Genomic DNA, 21,034 nt, shown 5'->3' with positions numbered 1-21,034 from the left:
AAACAAGGGGACAGGATTAGGGATCAGGGAGCCGAGGCCAGCGAATGGGCCTCGTGCGGCAGCCACGAGACATGCACTGTTTCGCCAGGCTGCAAGGGCGAGGCATCGAACGCGTCATCGGCCACAGTGGCCGTCCACTGCGCATCGGCCGCCTCGCCTTGCGGCGCGAGGTTGACCTGCACGTAGGTGCCCTGGTATTCGATGGCCTTCACCGCCGCGCTGCGCGAGCCGCTGTGGGCTTCGCGCTGCAGGCGCATGCGGTCGGAGCGCACGGCGATCGACCCGCCCTCGGCGGCGATGACGTTGTGCGCACCCATGAAGCGAGCGACGAACTCCGAGCGCGGTGAATTGAACACCTCGCGCGGCGAACCGGTCTGCTCGATGCGACCATGGTTCATCACCACCACCTGGTCGGCCAGGGCCATGGCTTCTTCTTGCGAGTGGGTGACGTGGACGAAGGTGAAGCCCAGCTCCTGCTGCCAGCGCTTGAGCTCAGCGCGCATCTGCACGCGCAGGAAGGGGTCAAGCGCCGAGAGCGGCTCGTCGAGCAACAGCACGCGCGGCTCGGTCATCAGGGCGCGGGCGAGCGCCACGCGCTGCTGCTGGCCGCCCGACAGCTCGCTGGGCAGGCGTGCAAGGTAGGGCGTCATCGCGACCAGTTGCAGCAACTCCTTGGCGCGGGCGTGGCGCTCGGCCACCGGCTTGCCGCGCATCTTCCAGCTGAAGGCCACGTTGTCGAGCACCGAGAGGTGCGGGAACAGCGCGTAGCTCTGGAACATCATGGCCGTGCCCCGGTCCGCCGCGGCGCTGTGGGTGATGTACTTGCCACCGAGCAGGATCTGCCCGTCGCTTGCCAGTTCGTGGCCCGCAATCATGCGCAGCGTGGAGGTCTTGCCGCAGCCCGAGGGGCCGAGCAGGCAGCAGTAGCTGCCCGAAGGAATGGTGAGGTTGATGCCGTCGACGGCGACCGTGTTGCCGTAGCGTTTGACGAGCGAGGTCAGCACCAGCGTCGAGTCGACTTTCATGCCGAGCGTGTATGCAATGCATGTGCCAGCAAACATTCACCGAAACGGCGCGCAAACATCACTCGGCCGGCGGAACCATGCACCACATCCCTCTGGAAAACGTTTGCTCCGCCCGCGTTTGGGGCAGCCGACACGCCGGCTTATGGGCGCACGACTTGCACAAGCCTCGTCGCATTGCTCGCCCCTTTGTATACAAAATGGCGGCGTGACCTCAAGGAAACCAGCATGAAGATTCGCGTCATCAACCCCAACACCAGCGCCGCGATGACGGCCAAGATCGGCAGCGCAGCCGCAGCCGTCGCGTCACCCGGCACGCTCATCGAGGCGGTGCAGCCGAGCTTCGGCGCCCCGTCGATCGAGGGGCACCACGACGACGTGTGGGCCGCCGCCGGTGTGTCGGAACAGGTGCGGCTGGGTGAGGTGGCCGGTGCCGATGCGCATGTGATCGCCTGCTTCGGCGACCCGGGCCTGCATGCTGCCCGTGAACTGGCGCGCGGCCCGGTGATCGGCATCGCCGAAGCGGCATTCCACTGCGCCTCGCTGCTGGCCACTGGCTTCTCGGTGGTGACCACGCTCACACGCACCTGCGTGATCGCCGAGCACCTGGTGCTGCAGTACGGCTTCGAGCGGCGCTGCCGCGGCATCCACGGCACCGACATCGCGGTGCTCGAACTGGACGACCCGGCGAGCGACGCTTACGCCCGCATCCTCGCGAGCTCGCGCGCCGCGCTGCGGCAAGACCGCTCAGGCGCCATCGTGCTGGGCTGCGCCGGCATGGCGGATCTGTGCCTGCGCCTGCAGACCGAACTCGGCGTGCCGGTCGTCGACGGTGTGGCCGCTGCCGTCAAGCTGGCCGAGAGCCTGGTCAGCCTGGGGCTGGGCACCAGCAAGCAAGGCGACTACGCGCTGCCTTTACCGAAGGCCTACTCAGGCCTGGCTCGCCCTTACTCGCCCGAATAGCGCGGTCGGCGCAGGGGACCTACCGAACGCTCGCCTCGTCCAGTGGCGCTCCGGGCCGCACCAGGCGCACCGCCCGAGCGAGCAGGCGCCACACGAAGCGCAACAACAAGAGCGTCAGCACGGCCTCGATGAGCGTCATCGCGAAAGCGAGCGCAGCGCCGCGCTTCTCTGCGCGACGAGAGAACTTTGCCAGCGCGCGATCGCGCGCGATCTCGATGCTGTCGTAGAAGCTCGGCACCACGAGCAGGGTCAGCAAGGTCGAGGTGATGGTGCCGCCGATGATCGCGATCGCCATCGGCCGGTAGAACTCGCCACCCTCGCCCAGGCCCAGGGCCACCGGGAACATGCCGGCGATCAACGCGAAGGTGGTCATCAGAATCGGGCGCAGGCGCTGGCGGCCGGCAGCCATCAGTGCGTCCTCACGCTGCATGCCGCGTGCCTCGCCGGCGCGTGTCGCGTCGAGCAGCAGGATGGCGTTCTTGGCGACCAGGCCCACCAGCATGATGATGCCGATGAAGCTCATCAGGTTGAGCGTCGAGCGCGCTGCCAGCAGTGCCAGCACCACGCCGATCAGGCTCAGCGGCAGCGAGATCATCACCGGCAGCGGCGCGGTGAACGAGCCGAACTGGATCACCAGCACCATGTACATCAGCGCGATGCCGCTGAAGAGCGCAACGCCCATGTCGCCGAACACCTGCTGCTGGTCTTTCGACGCGCCAGCCAGTTCCAGGCCGTAGCCTTCGGGGTAGTTGATGGCCTTGGCGATCTTGACGGCATCGGCCGTCACCTCACCCGGCGAGCGGCCTTGCACGTTGGCCGAGACCGCCACCATGCGCTTGCCATTGGCATGCTGGATCTGTGCCGGGCTCTTGCCCAGCGTGACGTGTGCGATCTGGTCGAGCGGCACCATGCGGTTGGTGCCGGTCACGGTGATCGGCAGGCGCTCGATGTTGCTGAGGTCGACGCGGTCATCGGGGTGCAGGCGCACGGCCACGTCGCGCGTCTCGCCGGTCGGGTCGATCCAGTCGCCCACTTCCAGCCCCGCGAAAGCAACGCGCAGAGCCTGCGCCGCGTCGTTGACCGAGATGCCGAGCGAGTTGGCGAGACCGCGGTCAAGCTCGATCTTCAGTTCGTCCTGCGGGTCCTGTTCAGACAGGCCCACGTCGACGGCACCCGGCACCGCGCGCAGCTTCTCCATGAAACCGTTGGTGATGGCCAGCAGCTGGCGCGAATCAGCACCGTGGAAGCGGATCTGCACGGGCTTCTGCGCGCCGTTGTTCAGGTCATCGAGCACCACGTATTCCGCACCCACCAGCCGAGCGACCTTCGTGCGCAGCTCGCGCGCGATCTCGATGGTGGAACGCTTTCGCTGCGTGCTCTTGCCCACGTCCACATAGATGCGCCCGCCGCTGCTGCTGATGTAGCTGTTGGTGGCCTTGGTTTCAGGAAGCGTGCGCGCGAGCGAGGCCGCGCTTTCCATCTTGAGCCGCGCGTACTCGAGGCTGCTGCTCGACGGCGTGCGCACCTCGATCGCCAGCGTTCCGTAGTCGGACGTCGGCAGGAAGCTCGACCCGCCGACGGTGGCCTGCAGCACGATCGCCAACACGAAGCTGCCGATTGCGAAAGCGCCCATCCAGATGCGGTGGTGCAAGGCCCACGCGATGACCTGGCCGTAGCGGTCGGCCTGGTGGTCGAACCAGGTGTTGAAGCGCGCGAGCAGCTTGCTGATGCCTTTCTTCGGCGCATGGTGGTGCCCGGGCGGGTCGCCCCAGTAGGCCGAGAGCATCGGGTCGAGCGTGAATGAGATGAACAGGCTCACGATCACCGATGCCACCACCGTCAGCGCGAAGGGCCGGAACCATTCGCCCGACACCCCCGGCATGAACGCGACCGGCACGAACACCGCCACGATCGAGAAGGTGGTGGCCATGACTGCGAGGCCGATCTCGGCCGTGCCGTTGAGGGCGGCATCACGCCGGTTCTCGCCGCGCTCCATGTGGCGCACGATGTTCTCTCGCACCACGATCGCATCGTCGATGAGCACCCCGATGGCGAGCGACAGGCCGAGCAGGCTCATGAAGTTGAGGCTGAAGCCGCACAGCCACACCGCAATGAACGCGGCAATCACTGAGGTCGGCAGGCTGAGCGCGGTGATCAGCGTCGAGCGCCACGAATTGAGAAACACGTAGACGACGAAGATGGTGAGCCCCGCACCGAATACCAGCGCGTGGACCACGTTGTTGAGGCTGTTCTGCGCGTCTTTGCCGCCGTCTTGCGTGACCTCGAGCTTGGTGCCCGCGGGCAAGGTCTTGCCGTACTCATTGACCAGCTTGCGCACCTCGTCGGCCACCGACACGGTGCTCGCGTCGCGCGCGCGCGTGACCGACAGGCCCACGTTCGGGCTGCCGCTGCGCACGCTGAAGCTGTTGAGTTCGGCGAACCCGTCCTTCACCTCGGCCACTTGACCGAGCCGCACGGTGTCGCTGCCGCGCCGCGCGATCACGATCTGCTCGAAGTCGGAAGGCGCCTCGATGCGGCCGACCAGGCGGATGCTCTGGTCGGTGAGGCTGCCGCGCACCTTACCGACCGGTGCGGTGGCGTTCTGGTTGCGCAGCGCCGCCACCACCTCGGTCACCGAGACGTTGTACTCGCGCAGCTTCTCGGCACGCAGCAGCACGCTGAGCTCGCGGCTGAGTGCGCCGTTGACGGTGACGGTGGCCACACCCGAGATGCCGCGCACGCGATCAGCCAGCTGGTCTTCGGCCAAACGTGAGATCTCGGCATGCGTCTGCGAGGTGGACGACAGCGCCAGCTGCATGATGGGTTGGGCGGCAGGGTCCACGCGCTGCAGCACCGGCTCGCGCATCTCGACCGGCATCTTGTAGCGCACCGTGCCGATGGCGTTGCGCACCTCGTCGGCGGCCTCGATCATGTTCTTGCCGAACTGGAACACGAGCACGATCTTCGCGTTGCTCTCGCTGGCCGTGGAGCGCACCTCGTCGACGCCGGAGATGCTTTGCAGCGCCTTCTCCACCCGGTCGATGATCTCGCGCTCCACCGTTTCAGGCGACGCGCCGGGGTAGTTGATGCTGACCACCATCACCGGCTGCTCCACGTCGGGGATCTGGTTCACGCGCAGCTTCTTGAGCGCGAGCAGGCCCAGGCACATGAGCGCGATGATGATCACGATGGTCGCGATCGGCCGCTTGATGCTGAAGTCGGAGAGGAACATGACTAACCCCCTTTGGCCGCGGATGCGGACGCCGCGCCTTCCTTCAGATCGGCCGGCATGGCAGGCGCGCTGGCGGGCGCCGCCGCCATCTCCACCACTTGGCCGTCGACCAGCGAGTTGCCGGGCTGGCGCAAGACCTGGTCGCCGTCGGCCAGGCCGCTTTTGATCACGTACTCCCCACGCCGCGGGTCCCGATCGCCCAACTGCACGGCCACCTTGTGCAGCGCCTTGCCCTGCAGGCGCCACACATGCGCGCTGTCACCCACCTTCACGATCGACGATTCGGGCAGCACCAGGGCCTGTGTGCTGCGCGTGGCGATGCGCCCCTCGGCGTAGAGCCCGGCCATGCGCGGCGAATTGCCCGCCGCGAACTCCACCAGCACCTCGACCTGCCGCGTCGTCGAGTTGGCGGCTGCGCTCACGCGCTTGACCTTGCCGATGAACTCGGTCTGCGGGTAGCCGTTGACCTTGAAGCTGACGTCCTGCCCGGCACGCACCTCAGCCAGGTGATCGGCCGAGATCAGCCCTTGCAGCCGCATGCTCGACGGGTCCATCACCTTGACGAGCTCCTTGCCCACCTGCGCCGTGTCGCCGGCAGACACCTTGCGTTCGCTGACGATGCCGTCGAACGGCGCGCGGATCTCGGTGCGGGTGAGCTGCTGCCTTGCCGCCACCAGACGCGACTTGGCGGCGGCCAGGTCGCTCTGGGCGTTGTTGCGGCGGATCTCCGCATCTTCTGCCGCCTGCATCGAGCTCATGCCCTGCGTCTGCAAGGTCTTGAGCCGCTGGAACTGGCGCTCGGCCTGCTCGAAGGCCTGGCCGCTCGCGCGGGCCGACTCTTCGGCGGAGTTGAGGCTGTCGCGGATGGAGGTGTCGTCCAGCCGTACCAGCAGGTCGCCGCGTTTGACCGCCTCGCCGTTCTCGCGCAGCACCTGCAGCACCACGGCCGAGATCTCGGCACGGAGGTCGGCGCGCCGCTCGGGCTCGATGGTGCCGGTGATGACGGCCCCCTGGGTCTGGCTGGACAGACGCACGGTGCGCAAATCCTCGCGCGCCAGCAAGAGCTGCGGCGCAGAAGCAGCCGTGGCAGCGGGTGAAGCCCCGCCCGGTTTCTGGCAGGCCGACAAGGCACTGCACACACAAAGAACGACGAGAAGATGAACACGCATGAGTGAACGCCCTGAGCTCCCTGGAAGATGGGATTATTGGGGCAGTTCGGTCCGCCGGGTTGCGTTCCTGATGCGAGATTGATGTGTCATCCGCGATCGGCGCATTGACAAGCCCGGGTTACTCCCAGGGCAGCATCAAGGTCACCATCAAGAGGTTCTCGAACTCCGGCTCGAAGCGGTCGATGATCTTCTGCGGGTCGGGGCACAGCTGCGCATCGGTGATCAGCCCGAACTGCACGCCGCCGCCATAGCTGAGGATGGACACGCCCACGCCGATCTCACCCGACTGCGGCACCCAGAACATCACCTGCCGCAGCGTCGACCCGCACACCTTGAGCGCCACCGCCGGGCCCGGCACATTGGTCATCACGGCGGTGGTCTTCTTCGCGAAGAGGTTCAGCAGCGCATCCTGCATCGGCTTGATCAAGAGACCGGACACCGCCAGCACCGCGAACGCCAGCAAGGGCTGGTAACTGCCCTTCAACTCGGCCATGCGCGCACGCACCGCATACACCCGCTCGACCGGGTTGACGACGCCGATCGGCAGCACGAGCGGCACCAGGCCGAACTGATTGCCGAGCTTGTAGGCCTTCTCGAGCGGACGCAGGTTCACCGGCACCATTGCGCGGATTTCCTGGCCCGTGGTGTCGTCACCCTGGTCACGCAGGTAGCCGCCGATGGCGCCGGCCACGCAGGCGAGCAGCACGTCGTTGATCGAGCAGTTGAGCGCCTTGCCGATGGCCTTCACCTGGTCGAGCGGCAGCGGCTCGCCCCAGGCCACGCGCTTGGCGCCGATGGGCTTGCCTTTGAGGCGCGTGGGCGAGTCATCGGGCATCAGCAGCATGGCCGCGGCGTCGGACACGACCTGGTAGCCCACGCGCGCCACGTCGATCGAACCCTGCAAGGGCTGTGGCTTCGACAGCAGTTCCATCGACTTGACGATCCCGCCGCCATACAGGCCGATGGCCTTCACGGCCACGTCGGTCAGCGGCCGCATCACCGCGTCGGTGAGCCAGTCGGCGCCTTCGTCGTCGACCGCGCGGCGCTTGCGCGGCGGCGGTTCGGTGCCGCCGTCGGTAATCGACAGCATCACCGAGATCAGCGCAATGCCGTCGGCAATACAGTGGTGCACGCGCGCAATCAAGGCGCTGCCGCCTTCGTAGTCGTCGATCAGCTGGAACTGCCACAGCGGGCGACTGCGGTCGAGCGGTGTCATCGACAACTCGCCGACCCGCGCCTGCAGGGCCGCACGCTCGCTCTGCTTGGGCAGGCGCACCAGCGCTTCGTGGCGCACATGGTGGTGGATGTCGAAGTCGGCGTCGTCGACCCAGTTCGCGCCCATCGCGTCTTCGACCACCCGCTGGCGAAAGCGCCCGTACTTGAGCAGCTTGGTGGCCACGCGCTCGCACAGCGCTTCGTAGGAGATGCCGGGCTCGATCAGCCAGACGCCGACGATCGACATCAGGTTGACGTCGTTGTCCATGCGCAGCCAGGCGGTGTCGACGCGTGACATGCGTTGCGTGGCTTGGGCCATTTTTGTGGGTTCCCTCGTCTGTGAGGCCTGCAAGATGCTGGGTAACATGCAGCTCGTCAATGCCGACTTTCACCCACAACGGAGACAGAACCATGGCCGACCTCACCGCCCAGTTCGAACAGGCACGCGCAGACTCGAAGAACCTGCCCGAGAAGCCCGACAACATGACGCTGCTGCAGCTCTATGCGCTCTACAAGCAGGGCAGCGTTGGCGACGTGGACACCAAGCGCCCCGGCTTCACCGACATGGTCGAGCGCGCGAAGTGGGACGCGTGGAATGGGGTGAAGGGGAAGTCAAAAGAAGAAGCGATGCAGGGCTACATCGACTTGATCGAGTCCCTGAAAGAGTAGGTAGACAGCCCCCCAGTCGCTATCGCTCCTGCCCCCGAGGGGCGCCTCGCCTGCAGCCGGGGAACCCGTCCGCGGCGAGTGGCTCTGTGGGCTTTGCGCTATGCGCTTGCCCGTTGGGTCTCAGCTACTTCTTCGATGTCTTGGTCGCGGCCTTTTTTGCGACGGTCTTGCTCTTGGCGAGCAGGTCGTCGAGGTTCTTCTCGATCTCGCTCTCGATGGTCTTGCTGAAGGCACCGAGCAGGAAGCCGAGCTTGGCGTCGAGTTCGAAGTGATCGGGAGCGACGACCAGGGTGCCGTTCACGCCGATGCGCTTGAACTCTAGCGTGTCGCTGGTGTCGCCTTCGAGGATCGTGCAGGCCATGTCGAACTTCTTCTCGGCGTCTTCGGCCCACTGCAACGCGATCTTGCGGGCCTTGGCCAGGCCGAGGCTGTGCTCGCGGCGAATGTGGATGTCGGGCATGTTCTTGGTCTCCGTTGTCAGCCGCCGAGTGTCGCGCGGCGTTCGGCCATGGGCAAGGCGGCGATGCGCTTCACCTCGGCATAGAAGCGCGTGAAGTCGCGCCCCTCTCGTTCGTAGAGGCGCTCGAATTGAGGCACCAGTTCGTTGTAAGCGGCCAGCACCCCGATCGACGCGTTGTTGGCATTCGCGAACCAGGCGTCGTAGCCGGCAAAGCCGTTCCACGGCCCGGCCTTCAGCGCGGCGTGCTCGGCCCGCAATTGCGCCATGCGCTCGGCCTTGGCGGCGCGTTTCGCGTCATCGCTCAACGAGGCGTTGCGGTAGATCGCATCCAGGTCGGCGCGCGCCTGCATCGTGATGCGGCGAAAGTCTTTGCGGCGGTGCTCGAGCTTGTCGTACTCGTCGCGCGCTTCGGGGGTCGCGTGCTCCTGCAACCAGCGCTGACCGCCGATGCGTTCCACCGCCGTGGCAAACGATTCGTTGAACATGGTGTCGCCGGCGGCATAGGCCACTTGGTGCGCCAGCTCGTGAAAGATCAGCCTGGCCAGCTCGCCTTCGGTCCAGCGGATGAAGGTGTTGAGCAGCGGGTCGCTGAAGTAGCCGCCGGGCAACTGGCCGAGCGTCGAATAGGCGGGGATGGCTTGCACCGTGGCCTCGAGCCCCGCCGCACGCTGCTCTGCAGCGAAGGCATTCGCGTCGGCCTGGTCGTAGTAGCCGCGGTAGCCCACGCAGCCCACCACCGGGAAGCACCATGTCTTCAGGGTGAGGCTCAGCTCGGGGGCGGCCACCACGTTCCACACCGCGGCGGGGCGGCCGAGGTCGGCATAACGTCGATAGCTCGCGTTGTCCGGCAGCTTCAATTCGCTGACGGCGAAGTCACGCATGTGCTGGCTGAGCGCCAGCCGCTCGCGCACGTTCTGGGGCGTGCCGTCGTCGGCCAGCCAGTCGGACACCGGTTTGGCCTTGTTGAGCAGCGACAGGTGGCCCGTCGCCGCCTGCGCGTAGTAGCCGATGCTGCTGCAGCCGCTGGTCAGGCACGCTGTGCCGAGCGCGAGCGCCACCATCCCCACGACGCCAGCCATCGCCATCAGCAGCCAGCGCCTCAAACCGCACGCACTTCCACCAGGCAGTCGTAGAACGAGGGCGCGCGGCCGAGGTCCGTGAGCTGCTGGTGGGTGAGTTCGTTGACGTTGGTGCCGTCCACACCGAGCTTGCGCCACCAGACGCCGAGCCCGTTGACCACGCCGGGCCGCGCACGCGCGTTGACGGCCAGCTTGCAGCGGTATTCGCCGCGCCCGTTGAACACGCGCACCATCTCGCCGCCGTGCAGGCCGCGCGCCGCAGCATCGCTCTCGTGCATCTCGACCAGCGGCTCGCCTTCGATGTCGCGCAGGCTCTTCACGTTGACGAAAGTGGAATTGAGGAAGTTGCGTGCCGGCGGCGAGATCATCGCCAGCGGAAAGCGTTGTGCCAATTCAGGCGACGACTGCGCCGACTCGTAGTTGGGCACGTGGTCGGGCACACCCAGACCGGGCGCATCGATCATGCATTTGCCGCTATGCGACGGGAAGCCGCCTTCCGCGAACGGCGCATCGGGCACCGGCAGCTTGACCCAGCCGTGCTCGCGCAGCGCATCGAAGCTCACGTCCTCGCTGAACGCGGCGCGGGCCATGGTTTCGTCGCTGTCGGAGAAACACGGGTCGTCGAAGCCCATCAGCGCTGCCAACTCGCGAAAGACCTGAGTGTTGGGCTTGGCCTCGCCGATCGGCGCGATGGCTTGCTCGTTGATCAGTGCGTAGGTGTGGCCGTAGCTGGTGTGCACATCCAGGTGTTCGAGCTGCGTGGTGGCGGGCAGCACGTAGTCGGCCAGGTCGGCGGTGTCGGTCATGAAGTGTTCGAGCACCACCGTGAACAGGTCTTCGCGCGCAAAGCCCTTCACCACTTTTGGCGACTCGGGCGCCACGGCCACCGGGTTGCTGTTGTAGACGACCACCGCCTCGATCTTCGGACCGAAGCCGGGCGAACTCTCGCGCAGCAGGTCGTCGCCGATGGTGCTCATGTTGATGGTGCGCGGCGTGCGGCCGGCCAGGAGCTCCGGCCGCTGCAGGGCCTTGCCATCCTTCGGGAACCAGCCCGATGCCGACAGCAACAGGCCACCGGCGCGGTGCCGCCACGCGCCCACCAGGCACGGCAGGATGGCGATCAGCCGCACGGCATTGCCGCCGCCGCGCACGCGCTGCATGCCGTAATTGAGGCGGATGGCCGCAGGTTTCGTGGTGGCGTAGTCGTGCGCCAGCGCGCGCACTTCGTCGGCGGTGATGCCGCAGGCGGCGGCGGTGCGCTCGGGCGTCCACTGCAGGGCACGTTCGCGCAAGGCGGGCCAGCCGTGGGTGTGGCGCTCGATGTAGTCGTGGTCGAGCCAGTCGTTCTGGATCAGCTCGTGCATGAGGCCGAGTGCCAGCGCGCCGTCGGTGCCGGGCAGCAAGGCGATGTGCTGGTGGCACTTGTCCGCGGTCTCGGTCTTGCGCGGGTCGATGCAGATCAGCTTGGCCCCGTCGCGCTTGGCCTTCTGCGCGAAGGTCCAGAAGTGCAAGTTGGAGGCGATCGAGTTGCTGCCCCAGATGAGGATCAGCTTGCTCTCGGCGTAGTGCTCCAGGTGCATGCCGACCTTGCCGCCGTAGGTGGCGGTCAACGCATCGGCGCCGGCCGATGCACAGATGGTGCGGTCGAGCAGCGACGCGCCCAGCTTGTGGAAGAAGCGCCGGTCCATGCTCTCGCCCTGCAGCAGGCCCATGGTGCCGGCGTAGCTGTAAGGCAGGATGGCCTCGGGGTTGCGAGCAGCAATTTCCTTGAAGCGCGCGGCGATGTCGGCCAGCGCTTCGGCCCAGCTCACGCGGACGAACTGGCCGCTTCCCTTGGGGCCGCTGCGCTTCATCGGGTGCAGCACGCGCTCGGCGTGGTAGCTCCGCTCGGTGTAGCGCGAGACCTTGGTGCACAGCGCGCCATGCGTCGGCGGGTGGTTGGGGTCACCCTGCACACGAACAGCACGCCCGTCTTCAACGGTCACGCGGATGGCACAGGTATCGGGGCAGTCGTGCGGGCAGGCCGCTCGGACGATGGTATTGATCATCATTTGGGCAACTATTGCACAGGAGTGCGTCATGCTTTCGTAGCAAAACGATCGCGAGAAAAGCTTAGGGGTTTACACTCGTTTTCTACGTTACGCGACGCTCAAATCGCGCTTGCTAAACCTGACGCCCCCTCATGAAACGACGCATTCTGCTCCAGCACATGGCCGCCACGAGCGCCGCCCTGGCACTGCCATCGATCGCTCAAACCGGCCGCATCGTGCTGGGTCAGTCGGCAGCCTTCAGCGGGCCGGCAGCGCAGCTGGGCATCCAGATGAACCGCGGCGCCAAGGTCTACTTCGACGCACTGAATGCAGCGGGTGGCGTCAACGGCCAGACCATCGAGCTGCGCACGCTGGACGACGGTTACGAGCCCGACCGCTGCAAGGCCAACACCGACCGCTTCATCAAGGACAACGTCTTCGCACTGTTCGGCTACGTGGGCACGCCCACCTGCCTGGCGGCCCTGCCCCAGGTCAACGAGAGCCGCGCCGTGTTCTTCGGCCCCTTCACAGGCGCCGAATCGCTGCGCGACCCGTTCAGCAAGAACATCTTTCACCTTCGCGCGTCGTACTTCGACGAGACGGCGCTGATCGTCAAGCAGCTGACCTCGCTGAACCTCAACAAGATCGCGGTCTTCTATCAGAACGACGCCTATGGCAAGGCCGGCCTGGACGGCGTGACGCGCGCCCTCAAGCCGCTGAACCTGGCGCCCGTGGCCACCGGCACGGTCGAGCGCAACACCGTCGCCGTGTCCCAGGCGGTCAAGGACATCGTCGCCGCCCGGCCCGACGCCGTGGTGCAGATCGGCGCCTATAAATCATGCGCGGCTTTCATCCGCGAAGCGCGCAAGGCCGGCTACGGCGGCACGTTCTACAACGTGTCGTTCGTCGGCACGCAGGCGCTGGCCGATGAGCTCGGCAAGGAAGGCCGCGGCATCATGATCAGCCAGGTGATGCCCTTCCCCTTCTCGACCACGACCGCCATCTCGCGCGAGTACCTGGACGCCGTGGCCAAGGCCGGCGGTGATGCCTCGGCCAACTACTCGAGCATGGAAGGCTACCTGGCCGCCAAGGTGTTCAGCGAAGGCCTCAAGCGCGCTGGCAAAAACGCGACGCGTGACAGCTTCATCACCGCGATGGAGTCGATCAACAGCACCAACTTCGGCGGCTTCAACGTGAACTTCGGCGCGAAGGATCACGTGGCATCGAAGTTCGTCGAGATCTCGATGCTGACCGAAGAAGGCAAGGTCCGCCGCTAACGAATCACCCGTGAAGGCGCCAGACGCCTTCCTTGAAGGAACACCAGTCAGCCCCCGGCACAGTCCGTCCAGGGGCTCGCTGGTTGTTCCAGTTTTCAGTCACCGTTTTCAGCCCCTTGGGAGTTTTCATGAATCGACGCCATCTTTTGCGCCTCGGCGCGGCAGCGCCGGCCTGCCTGGCTTTCCCCAAGCTGGTGACGGCTGCCTCCGGCAAGATCCTGCTCGGCCAGTCGGCCGCGTTTTCAGGACCGGCGAGCGCGCTGGGTGAGCGCTTCAAGGAAGGCGCGCTGCTCGCATTCGACCGCGTCAACGCGCGCGGCGGCATCAACGGCCGCACCATCGAGCTGCGCAGCATGGACGACGGCTACGAGCCCGAGCGCTGCGCCGAAAACACCCAGAAGCTCCTGCGCGAAGACGTGTTCGCGCTGTTTGGCTACGTCGGCACGCCGACCAGCTTGGCCGCCCTGCCCCTGGCCACCACGGCGCGCGTGCCCTTCTTTGCACCCTTCAGCGGCGCCGAAGCGCTGCGTGCGCCATTCAACCGCCATGCCTTCCACGTGCGCGCCTCTTACTTCGACGAGACGGCCGAGATCGTCAAGCAGATCACCTCGATCGGCATGAAGCGGATCGGCGTTTTCTACCAGAACGACAGCTACGGCAAGACCGGGCTCGAGGGCGTGACCACCGCGCTGAAGTCGCACAACCTCACGCCCACCGGCCAGGGTACGGTCGAGCGCAACACCGTGAACGTGGACGCCGCGGTGCAGGCCATCCTGGCCCAGAAGCCCGACGCCATCGTGCAGATCAGCGCCTACAAGTCCTGCGCGGCCTTCATCCGTGCAGCGCGCACGGCGGGCTTCAGCGGCGGCTTCTACAACGTCTCTTTCGTTGGCACGCAGGCCCTCGCGGCCGAGCTGGGCCACGACGCCCGCGGCGTGGTCATCAGCCAGGTGATGCCGCTGCCCTTCAGCGCCACGGTGCCGGTGTCGTCCGACTACCTGTCGGCGGGCAAGGCACTGGGCGACAAGTTCGAACCCAACTACGGCGGCATCGAGGGCTTCGTCGCGGCGCGCACGCTGATCGAAGGTCTGCGCCAGTCCGGCAACAACCCGACGCCCGAGTCCCTGATCACCGGGCTGGAGAACATGCGCGAGCTGAACCTCGGCGGGTTCTACATCGACTTCACGCCGCAGTCGCATGCCGGGTCGAAGTACGTGGAAATGACCATCCTCACCGCCGAAGGCAAAGTAAGGCACTGAGCGGCAGCGCGGAGCCCACCGGACCGTTCAATCCGGGCCCTCGCGTCGGACTCTTCCCAGCCTGGCCTCGGGGCGATGGATCTCTCTGTAAACTGAAACGCTTCTGCCCGAGCCGCCGCCACGAGCGAGTGGCTCTTCGCTCCAGGAGCCTCCATGCAGCTGATCGAATCCATCCTGGCCGATGTGGCCGCTGTCACCGCCATCCGACGTGACATCCATGCCCACCCGGAGCTGTGCTTCGAAGAGAAGCGCACCTCCGACGTGATCGCCAAGGCGCTCACCGACTGGGGTATTCCGATCCACCGCGGCCTGGCCACCACAGGCGTGATCGGCATCGTCAAGGGCACCGCCGGCAACAGCGCTCGCGCCGTGGGCCTGCGCGCCGACATCGACGCCCTGCCGATCACCGAGCACAACACCTTTGCGCACGCCAGCCAGCACGCCGGCCGCATGCATGCCTGCGGACACGATGGCCACACCGCGATGCTGCTGGCCGCGGCCAAGCACTTCTCGAACGCGAAGAACCGCAACTTCGATGGCACCGTGTACCTGATCTTCCAGCCGGCCGAAGAAGGCGGCGGCGGTGCGCGCGAGATGATCAAGGAAGGCATCTTCGATCTCTTCCCGATGGAAGCCGTGTTCGGCGCGCACAACTGGCCCGGCATGCAGGTCGGCCAGTTCGCGCTGAAGAACGGGCCCTGCTTCGCGTCGAGCAACGAGTTCAAGATCGTCATTCGCGGCAAGGGCTCGCATGCGGCCATGCCGCACCTCGGCATCGACCCGGTGCCGGTGGCCTGCCAGATGGTGCAGGGCTTCCAGACCATCGTCTCGCGCAACAAGCGGCCCATCGACCCGGGCGTGATCTCGGTGACGATGATCCACACCGGCGAGGCCACGAACGTGGTGCCCGACAGCTGCGAGATCCAGGGCACCGTGCGCACCTTCACGCTCGAGCTGCTCGACCTGATCGAGACCCGCATGAAGGAGATGGCCGAGCACACCTGCGCCGCCTTCGGCGCGGAGTGCGAGTTCGAGTTCGTGCGCAACTACCCGCCCACGATCAACCACCCGGCCGAAACCGAGTTCGTGCGCGGCGTGATGACCGATGTGGTCGGCGCCGACAACGTTCAGGAGTTCGAGCCCACGATGGGCGCCGAAGACTTCAGCTACTTCCTGCTCGAGAAACCCGGCTGCTACTTCCTCATCGGCAACGGCGACGGCAGCCACCGCATCGGCGGCCACGGCATGGGCCCGTGCATGCTGCACAACCCGAGCTACGACTTCAACGACGACCTCATTCCGCTCGGTGCCACGCTGTGGGCGCGGCTCGCGGAGAAGTGGTTGGCCGAGCCCCGTCGCTGACACGCCGCGTATGGGCGACGACATCGCCGCCTGCTTCGCGCAGACCTACGCGACGGCGCGAGTCAAGTTCCTGGCCGCGGCCGAATCGGCGCACCTCGACGTTCAAAGCCACATGCACCCCTTGCGAGGGCGCGATGGCGAGCCGCTCGCGATGGACGTGGTGCGCGACGGCCCGGCCGACGCCCGGCGCGTGCTCTTCATCAGCAGCGCCTGCCATGGCGTCGAGGGCTTCTGCGGCTCCGGCATTCAGGTCGCGCTGCTGCACGACGCAGGTTGGCGTGCCCAGGCGCACGAGGCGGGCGTGGCGGTCGTCTACATCCACGCGCTCAACCCCTATGGCTTCTCGTGGTGGCGCCGCACGACACACGAGAACATCGACCTGAACCGCAACTTCCAGGACTTTCAGCAGCCCCTGCCGGCGAACCCCGGCTACGAGGAGATCGCGCAGTTGCTGGTGCCGCCGACCTGGCCGCCGAGTTGGCGCGATCAGCTGTCCATCCTGTCCTTTGTGCTGCGCCGCGGTGTGCGGGCGATGCAGACTGCCGTGTCGGCCGGCCAGTACGAGCACCCGCAAGGCCTCTTCTTCGGCGGCCGCAGCCCGAGCTGGAGCCACGTGACGTTGCGCCAGGTGCTTCGCGAGCACGGCTCGCGTGCCGGGCGCGTGGCCTGGATCGACCTGCACACCGGCCTCGGGCCGAGCAGCGTCGGCGAGCGCATCTACGCCGGCCGCAAGGACGAAGCCGCCGTGGCACGCGCGCGCGCCTGGTGGGGCGACAAGATCACCTCGATCTACGACGGCAGCTCGAGCTCCGCGCCACTCACCGGCCTGATGTGGAACGCCGTCTATGACGAGTGCCCACAGGCCGAATACACCGGCATCGCGTTGGAGTACGGCACGCTGCCGCTCCTGCAGACCTTGCGGGCGCTGCGTGCCGACCAGTGGCTTGAGAACCACCCCGAGCACCTGAGCACCCGCGGTGCGCAGATCAAGCAGCAAATTCGCGACGCGTTCTACACCGACACCGACGTGTGGAAGCGCAGCGTCGTGCGCCAGGCGGCCGAGGCGGTGCGACAAGCGGTCGCCGGATTGAGCGGAGAGGCTGTCCGGAACTGATCGGTTCTCGTCGTGTATTGTCGCGACGGAGTTGCTCGTTGTGCCTATCGTTCAGGCCATCGATCACCCCCCGGAGAAACACATGCTCGAACTGCGACCCGCTTGCGAGAATTGCCAGCGGCTGCTTCCACCCCAGGCCACCGACGCCATGATCTGCAGTTTCGAGTGCACCTTCTGCACCGACTGCGTGAACGGCGTTCTCGGCAACGTCTGTCCCAACTGCGCGGGTGGATTTGCGCCGCGCCCGATTCGCCCGGCGCATGACTGGAAGGGCGGCAACTACCTGGGCCAGTACGCGGCCAGCACCAAGGTCAAACACCGCCCGGTCGACCCGACCACGCACGCGGCATTCGCCGCCTCCATCCGCCACATCGCACCCCAGGAACGCTAGACCATGAACACCACTGCCTTGATCCTCATCGACGTCCAGCAATCGTTTCGCCACAGCCCGTACTGGAGCGATCGCGAAACGCCCGCCTTCCTGTCGCGCACCAATGCGTTGATCGACGGCGCCACCCGTGCAGGCGTACCGATCGTGCGCATCTTCCATGTGGACGGCGACAAGGCCTTCTCGCTGGCCTCGGGCCATGTTCGGCCGCTCGACGGATTGGCGCCCTTCGATGCAGCCGTCGAGTTCCACAAGACCCGCCACAGCGCACTGGTCGGTACGGGGCTCATGGTCTGGCTGCACAAGCAGCGCATCAGCCGCTTGATCGTGGCCGGCATCCGCACCGAGCAATGCTGCGAGACCAGCACGCGCCACGCCAGCGACGAAGGCTTCGAGGTCGACTTCGTGCCCGAGGCCACGCTCACCTTCGATATGAAGCATCTCGACGGCTCGCTGCTGGCCAGCAAAGACATCGTGGCGCGCACCACCGCCGTCCTGACCGGCCGCTTCGCCACCATCTGCAGCGTGGAGCAGGCGCTTGAGCGAGCACAGCAAAGATAAGGGCACCGACGCGGCGACTGGCGACGAGGCGATCGACGTCCTCTTCGTCGTGCCGCCGCGCACGCTGCTGCTCGACGTGGCCGGGCCGGCCGAGGCGTTTCGGCTGGCCAACCAGCAGCTCGTCCGCACCGGTGGGCAGGCGCGCTTTCATCTTCGCTACTGCGGGCCGCAAGCACACACAGAAAGCTCTGTAGGTCTGCAAGTGGCCGGGCTCGAGCCGCTGCCATCCACACTCGATCGAACGACGTGGCTGATGCTGGTCGGCCAGGCGAGCGAAGCGCTGAAGCAGCCCGACGCGACGTCGCAAGACACTGTCGCCTGGCTGCATCGCGACATGCGGCCGCTGCTGCAGGCCGGCACACCGCACCGCCTGGTGACGGTGTGTGCCGGCACGCTGATGGCCGCGCGTGCCGACCTCATCGGATCACAGCACTGCACCACGCACCACGAGTACCTCGACACCCTTCGTGGCCTTGCGCCCCAGGCGCAGGTGGTGGACAACCGCGTGTTCGTGATCGACGGGGCCATGGCATCGAGCGCCGGCGTCACCGCCGGCATCGATCTGGCGCTGCACCTCATTGCGCAAACCTGCGGCGATGCGGTGGCCGCGGCCACCGCGAAGACGATGGTGGTCTACCTGCGCCGCACGCCGAACGACCCTGAGCTGTCACCGATGCTCGCCCACCGCCACCACCTGCACCCGGCCCTGCACCGCGCACAGGACGCCGTCTGCGAACGGCCCGACGCCGGCTGGACGCTGGACAGCTTGGCCGCCGCGGCGCACGTGACCAGCCGCCACCTGCTGCGGCTGTTCGCCGACCACGCCGAGGTGTCGCCGATGACGTATGTGGAGAAGATTCGCCTGGAGCGGGCGCGCCAGGCACTGACACGCGGCGCCACCGTCACGCTGGCAGCAGAAGCGGCCGGCTTCGCGTCGGACCTGCAACTGCGCCGCGCCTGGGGCCGCCACCTGAGCGGCACGCCCCGCAGTGCGCGGGGCGGGTCGGCGGCTTAGAGCGACGCTAAGCCGCCGGAGTCACCTCACGCGCTGAGACGGACTTCGCGGCCCGCTTCGTCGGACCAGTTGGCCCGCATCAGGTTGGCGTTGGCGGCCAGCTGATCGCGCACGCGCACGATGCTTTGCGGCTCGCTCAGCAGGCGCATGCGGTCCGAAGCACTCAGGCGTTCGGTGTCCTGGTCCACGAGCAGGCCGCGCACCAGCAGGCGACGCGCCTTGCCGCGGCTGCCCCAGCTGGTGTTGCGCGGTCCCATGGCGGAGCGCACGACGTCGAACAGCCACGGGTCAGTGAAGGTGTCGCGCCACTGCAGTGTGGGCGCAGCACGGCGCGCATGTGCCCAGGCCCGACGCAGCACGCTGGGCGCGCTGTGCTCTTCGGGCGTCATCAGCAGGCGGCCGGCGAGCAGGCGCTGGCCGAGGTTGGAGCGGCTGGTCAGCACCGTGAGTGGCACGGCCAGCAGGAGCGGCAGGCCCATCGGCATCAGCCACAGCGTGGCTTGCGGTTGCAGCCACAGCACCAGCATCACGATGCAGGCCACAACAGCGCTGACGGAACCGAAGCGGCGCAGCGCATCGGCCCAGCCGATGTCGTTGGCTTCGCGAGGAGGCGACTTCCAGTCGAGCTTGAGGCCGGTGAGCGCCACCACAACGAACAGCGTGTGCGCCATCATGCGCACGGGTGCCTGCAGCACCGACAAGCCGCCTTCGAGCAGGGCCCCACGCACCAGCGCCGAGGTGCCGCCGTAGCGGCGTTGTTGGTGCGTCATCACGATGGCCAGCACGCCCATCACACGCGGCATGGCGAGCATCGTTGCCGTGGCCAACCACAGGCCTGCGACTTCGAGCGGCACGGCTTGGTGGGTGTCGAACAAGGTGCGGTCACCGAACATCCACATGCCCGCGCCGAGCAGCACGAAGGCCAGCCACAGCGGTGCCGAGAGATAGGCCAGCGCGCCGGTCAGCAGCATGGCGCGGTGCACGCCGTGCAGGCCGGGCTCGGCGATCAGGCGGGCGTTCTGGAGATTGCCCTGGCACCAGCGGCGGTCGCGTTGCAGTTCTTCAAGCAAGTTGGGCGGCTGCTGTTCGTAGCTGCCGTGCAGGTCGTGCACCAGCCACACGTGGTAGCCGGCGCGGCGCATCAGCGCGGCTTCGACGAAGTCGTGCGAGAGGATTTCGCCGGCGAGGCCACCGTGGCCCGGCAGCGGCGCGAGCGCGCAGTGCTTCATGAAAGGCTCGACGCGGATGATCGCGTTGTGGCCCCAGTAGTGCGACTCACCCAGCTGCCAGTACTGCATGCCGGCGGTGAACAAGCGCCCGTGCACACGGCCGGCGAATTGTTGCGAGCGGGCATGCACGGTGTCGAGGCCGCAGGCCTGCGGCGCGGTCTGCATGATGCCGGCGTCGGGGTTGGCTTCCATCAAGCGCACCAGCTTCACCAGGGCATCGCCGCTCATCACGCTGTCGGCATCGAGCACCACCATGTAGCGGTAGTTGCGGCCGAAGCGGCGGCAGAAGTCGGCCACGTTGCCGGCCTTGCGCTTGGTGCGGATCTGGCGCCAGCGGTAATAGATGCGGCCGCCCGTGCCGCACTCTTCGCGCAGCTTGGCCCACGCAGCCAGTTCGGCGGCGCGAATCTCGGGGTTGTTGGTGTCCGACAGCACGTAGACGTCGAACAGGCTCGACGCTCCGGTGGCCGCCAGCGACTCGCAGGTGGCGCGCAGGCCAGCGAACACGGTCGATACCTGCTCGTTGCAGATCGGCATGATGATCGCTGTGCGTGCCTCGCGGTGAATCGGCTCGTTGCCCACCGAGTTGGCCGACATCGCATGCTTGTCGCCGCGCCAAAGGACCCAAAAGCCCATCATCGCGGTGAAGAAACCGGCCGACACCCAGGCGAACAGCAAACCGTACAGGCCGATCTGCAGCGTGCGCAGCCACGCGGTTTGCTGCATCGGCAGCAGGTTGGCCAGCAGCGCGGTGGCGCCCGCGGCCGACAGCATCACCAGCGCCAGCAGCACGCGGCGGCGGTTCGTCGCGGCGCGCTCCCAGGGCAAGGGCTCATGCGCCTGCTCGGCAGACGGCTTTCGGCGGCCCATGGCCAGGTCACCCAGGCTGCGGAAGAAGCCGCGCCAAGGCTGGGCGACCATCGACCCACGGTTGATGGGTGGTGTGCTGGCCCCCGGCATGGCCTGCGTGGAAGACGACATCGCGGCCGT

The 21,034-nt window shown here is 66.9% G+C and carries 17 protein-coding genes; 9 read left to right on the top strand and 8 right to left on the bottom strand.

Annotated features, from left to right (window positions below; genetic code table 11):
- Nucleotides 1-23: 23 nt before the first annotated feature.
- The gene (locus AC1DYS_RS19495; protein ID WP_477902159.1) at nt 24-1,025 is read right to left on the bottom strand and encodes an ABC transporter ATP-binding protein; all 1,002 of its coding nucleotides are present in this window, start codon (nt 1,023-1,025) and stop codon (nt 24-26) included.
- 225 nt (nt 1,026-1,250) lie between these two features.
- Between AC1DYS_RS19495 and AC1DYS_RS19490 the strand changes: the two genes are divergently transcribed.
- A complete protein-coding gene (locus tag AC1DYS_RS19490; RefSeq protein WP_477902157.1) occupies nt 1,251-1,985 on the top strand; it encodes an aspartate/glutamate racemase family protein in 735 nt (244 codons plus the stop codon).
- A 19-nt stretch (nt 1,986-2,004) separates the two neighbouring features.
- Here the strand turns inward: AC1DYS_RS19490 and AC1DYS_RS19485 are convergent, their stop codons facing one another.
- The 3 genes from AC1DYS_RS19485 to AC1DYS_RS19475 all read right to left on the bottom strand — a co-directional run bounded on the left by AC1DYS_RS19485 (nt 2,005) and on the right by AC1DYS_RS19475 (nt 7,920).
- Nucleotides 2,005-5,217: an efflux RND transporter permease subunit gene (locus AC1DYS_RS19485; RefSeq protein ID WP_477902155.1), complete on the bottom strand. Its 3,213-nt coding sequence runs from the start codon at nt 5,215-5,217 to the stop codon at nt 2,005-2,007.
- Nucleotides 5,218-5,219: 2 nt separating this feature from the next.
- Nucleotides 5,220-6,386: an efflux RND transporter periplasmic adaptor subunit gene (locus tag AC1DYS_RS19480; protein ID WP_477902153.1), complete on the bottom strand. Its 1,167-nt coding sequence runs from the start codon at nt 6,384-6,386 to the stop codon at nt 5,220-5,222.
- 118 nt (nt 6,387-6,504) lie between these two features.
- Nucleotides 6,505-7,920 (bottom strand): wax ester/triacylglycerol synthase family O-acyltransferase, encoded by a 1,416-nt coding sequence (locus AC1DYS_RS19475; RefSeq protein ID WP_477902151.1) that lies wholly within the window; start codon nt 7,918-7,920, stop codon nt 6,505-6,507.
- 92 nt (nt 7,921-8,012) lie between these two features.
- On the opposite strand from AC1DYS_RS19475, the gene AC1DYS_RS19470 reads away from it, so the two are divergent.
- Nucleotides 8,013-8,270 (top strand): acyl-CoA-binding protein, encoded by a 258-nt coding sequence (locus AC1DYS_RS19470; protein ID WP_477902149.1) that lies wholly within the window; start codon nt 8,013-8,015, stop codon nt 8,268-8,270.
- 124 nt (nt 8,271-8,394) lie between these two features.
- On the opposite strand, the gene AC1DYS_RS19465 is transcribed toward AC1DYS_RS19470, so the two are convergent.
- Genes AC1DYS_RS19465 through AC1DYS_RS19455 form a run of 3 tightly spaced genes read right to left on the bottom strand, consistent with a single transcriptional unit; the run spans nt 8,395 to nt 11,860 of the window.
- Nucleotides 8,395-8,730 carry a polyhydroxyalkanoic acid system family protein gene (locus tag AC1DYS_RS19465; protein ID WP_477902147.1) on the bottom strand — a complete coding sequence of 112 codons (336 nt, stop codon included), beginning with the start codon at nt 8,728-8,730 and terminating at the stop codon, nt 8,395-8,397.
- Nucleotides 8,731-8,747: 17 nt separating this feature from the next.
- Complete coding sequence (locus AC1DYS_RS19460; RefSeq protein WP_477902694.1) at nt 8,748-9,809, bottom strand: aminopeptidase; 1,062 nt, start codon at nt 9,807-9,809, stop codon at nt 8,748-8,750.
- Between the two features lie 20 nt (nt 9,810-9,829).
- Nucleotides 9,830-11,860 (bottom strand): molybdopterin-containing oxidoreductase family protein, encoded by a 2,031-nt coding sequence (locus AC1DYS_RS19455; protein ID WP_477902145.1) that lies wholly within the window; start codon nt 11,858-11,860, stop codon nt 9,830-9,832.
- Between the two features lie 131 nt (nt 11,861-11,991).
- Here AC1DYS_RS19455 and AC1DYS_RS19450 point away from each other — a divergent pair, with 131 nt between their 5' ends.
- From AC1DYS_RS19450 to AC1DYS_RS19420, 7 genes are all read left to right on the top strand, one after another.
- Nucleotides 11,992-13,116: an ABC transporter substrate-binding protein gene (locus AC1DYS_RS19450; RefSeq protein ID WP_477902143.1), complete on the top strand. Its 1,125-nt coding sequence runs from the start codon at nt 11,992-11,994 to the stop codon at nt 13,114-13,116.
- A gap of 128 nt (nt 13,117-13,244) precedes the next feature.
- Entirely contained in the window at nt 13,245-14,375 is a 1,131-nt protein-coding gene (locus tag AC1DYS_RS19445; RefSeq protein WP_477902141.1) for an ABC transporter substrate-binding protein, read from the top strand.
- 153 nt (nt 14,376-14,528) lie between these two features.
- The gene (locus tag AC1DYS_RS19440) at nt 14,529-15,737 is read left to right on the top strand and encodes a M20 aminoacylase family protein (protein WP_477902139.1); all 1,209 of its coding nucleotides are present in this window, start codon (nt 14,529-14,531) and stop codon (nt 15,735-15,737) included.
- Nucleotides 15,738-15,747: 10 nt separating this feature from the next.
- Nucleotides 15,748-16,851: a M14 family metallopeptidase gene (locus AC1DYS_RS19435; protein WP_477902137.1), complete on the top strand. Its 1,104-nt coding sequence runs from the start codon at nt 15,748-15,750 to the stop codon at nt 16,849-16,851.
- A gap of 82 nt (nt 16,852-16,933) precedes the next feature.
- Nucleotides 16,934-17,242 (top strand): DUF1272 domain-containing protein, encoded by a 309-nt coding sequence (locus AC1DYS_RS19430; RefSeq protein WP_477902135.1) that lies wholly within the window; start codon nt 16,934-16,936, stop codon nt 17,240-17,242.
- A gap of 3 nt (nt 17,243-17,245) precedes the next feature.
- Nucleotides 17,246-17,800: a cysteine hydrolase family protein gene (locus AC1DYS_RS19425; RefSeq protein ID WP_477902133.1), complete on the top strand. Its 555-nt coding sequence runs from the start codon at nt 17,246-17,248 to the stop codon at nt 17,798-17,800.
- Nucleotides 17,778-18,815: a GlxA family transcriptional regulator gene (locus AC1DYS_RS19420; protein ID WP_477902132.1), complete on the top strand. Its 1,038-nt coding sequence runs from the start codon at nt 17,778-17,780 to the stop codon at nt 18,813-18,815. Before AC1DYS_RS19425 ends, AC1DYS_RS19420 begins: the two co-directional genes overlap by 23 nt.
- A 26-nt stretch (nt 18,816-18,841) precedes the next feature.
- Here the strand turns inward: AC1DYS_RS19420 and mdoH are convergent, their stop codons facing one another.
- The gene (gene mdoH / locus AC1DYS_RS19415; protein WP_477902130.1) at nt 18,842-21,025 is read right to left on the bottom strand and encodes a glucans biosynthesis glucosyltransferase MdoH; all 2,184 of its coding nucleotides are present in this window, start codon (nt 21,023-21,025) and stop codon (nt 18,842-18,844) included.
- Nucleotides 21,026-21,034: the final 9 nt, after the last annotated feature.

Source organism: Rhizobacter sp. P2_G4 (assembly GCF_056403575.1).
Note: the sequence above shows the minus strand (reverse complement) of the source record. Positions and strands in the feature narration are given on the sequence as shown.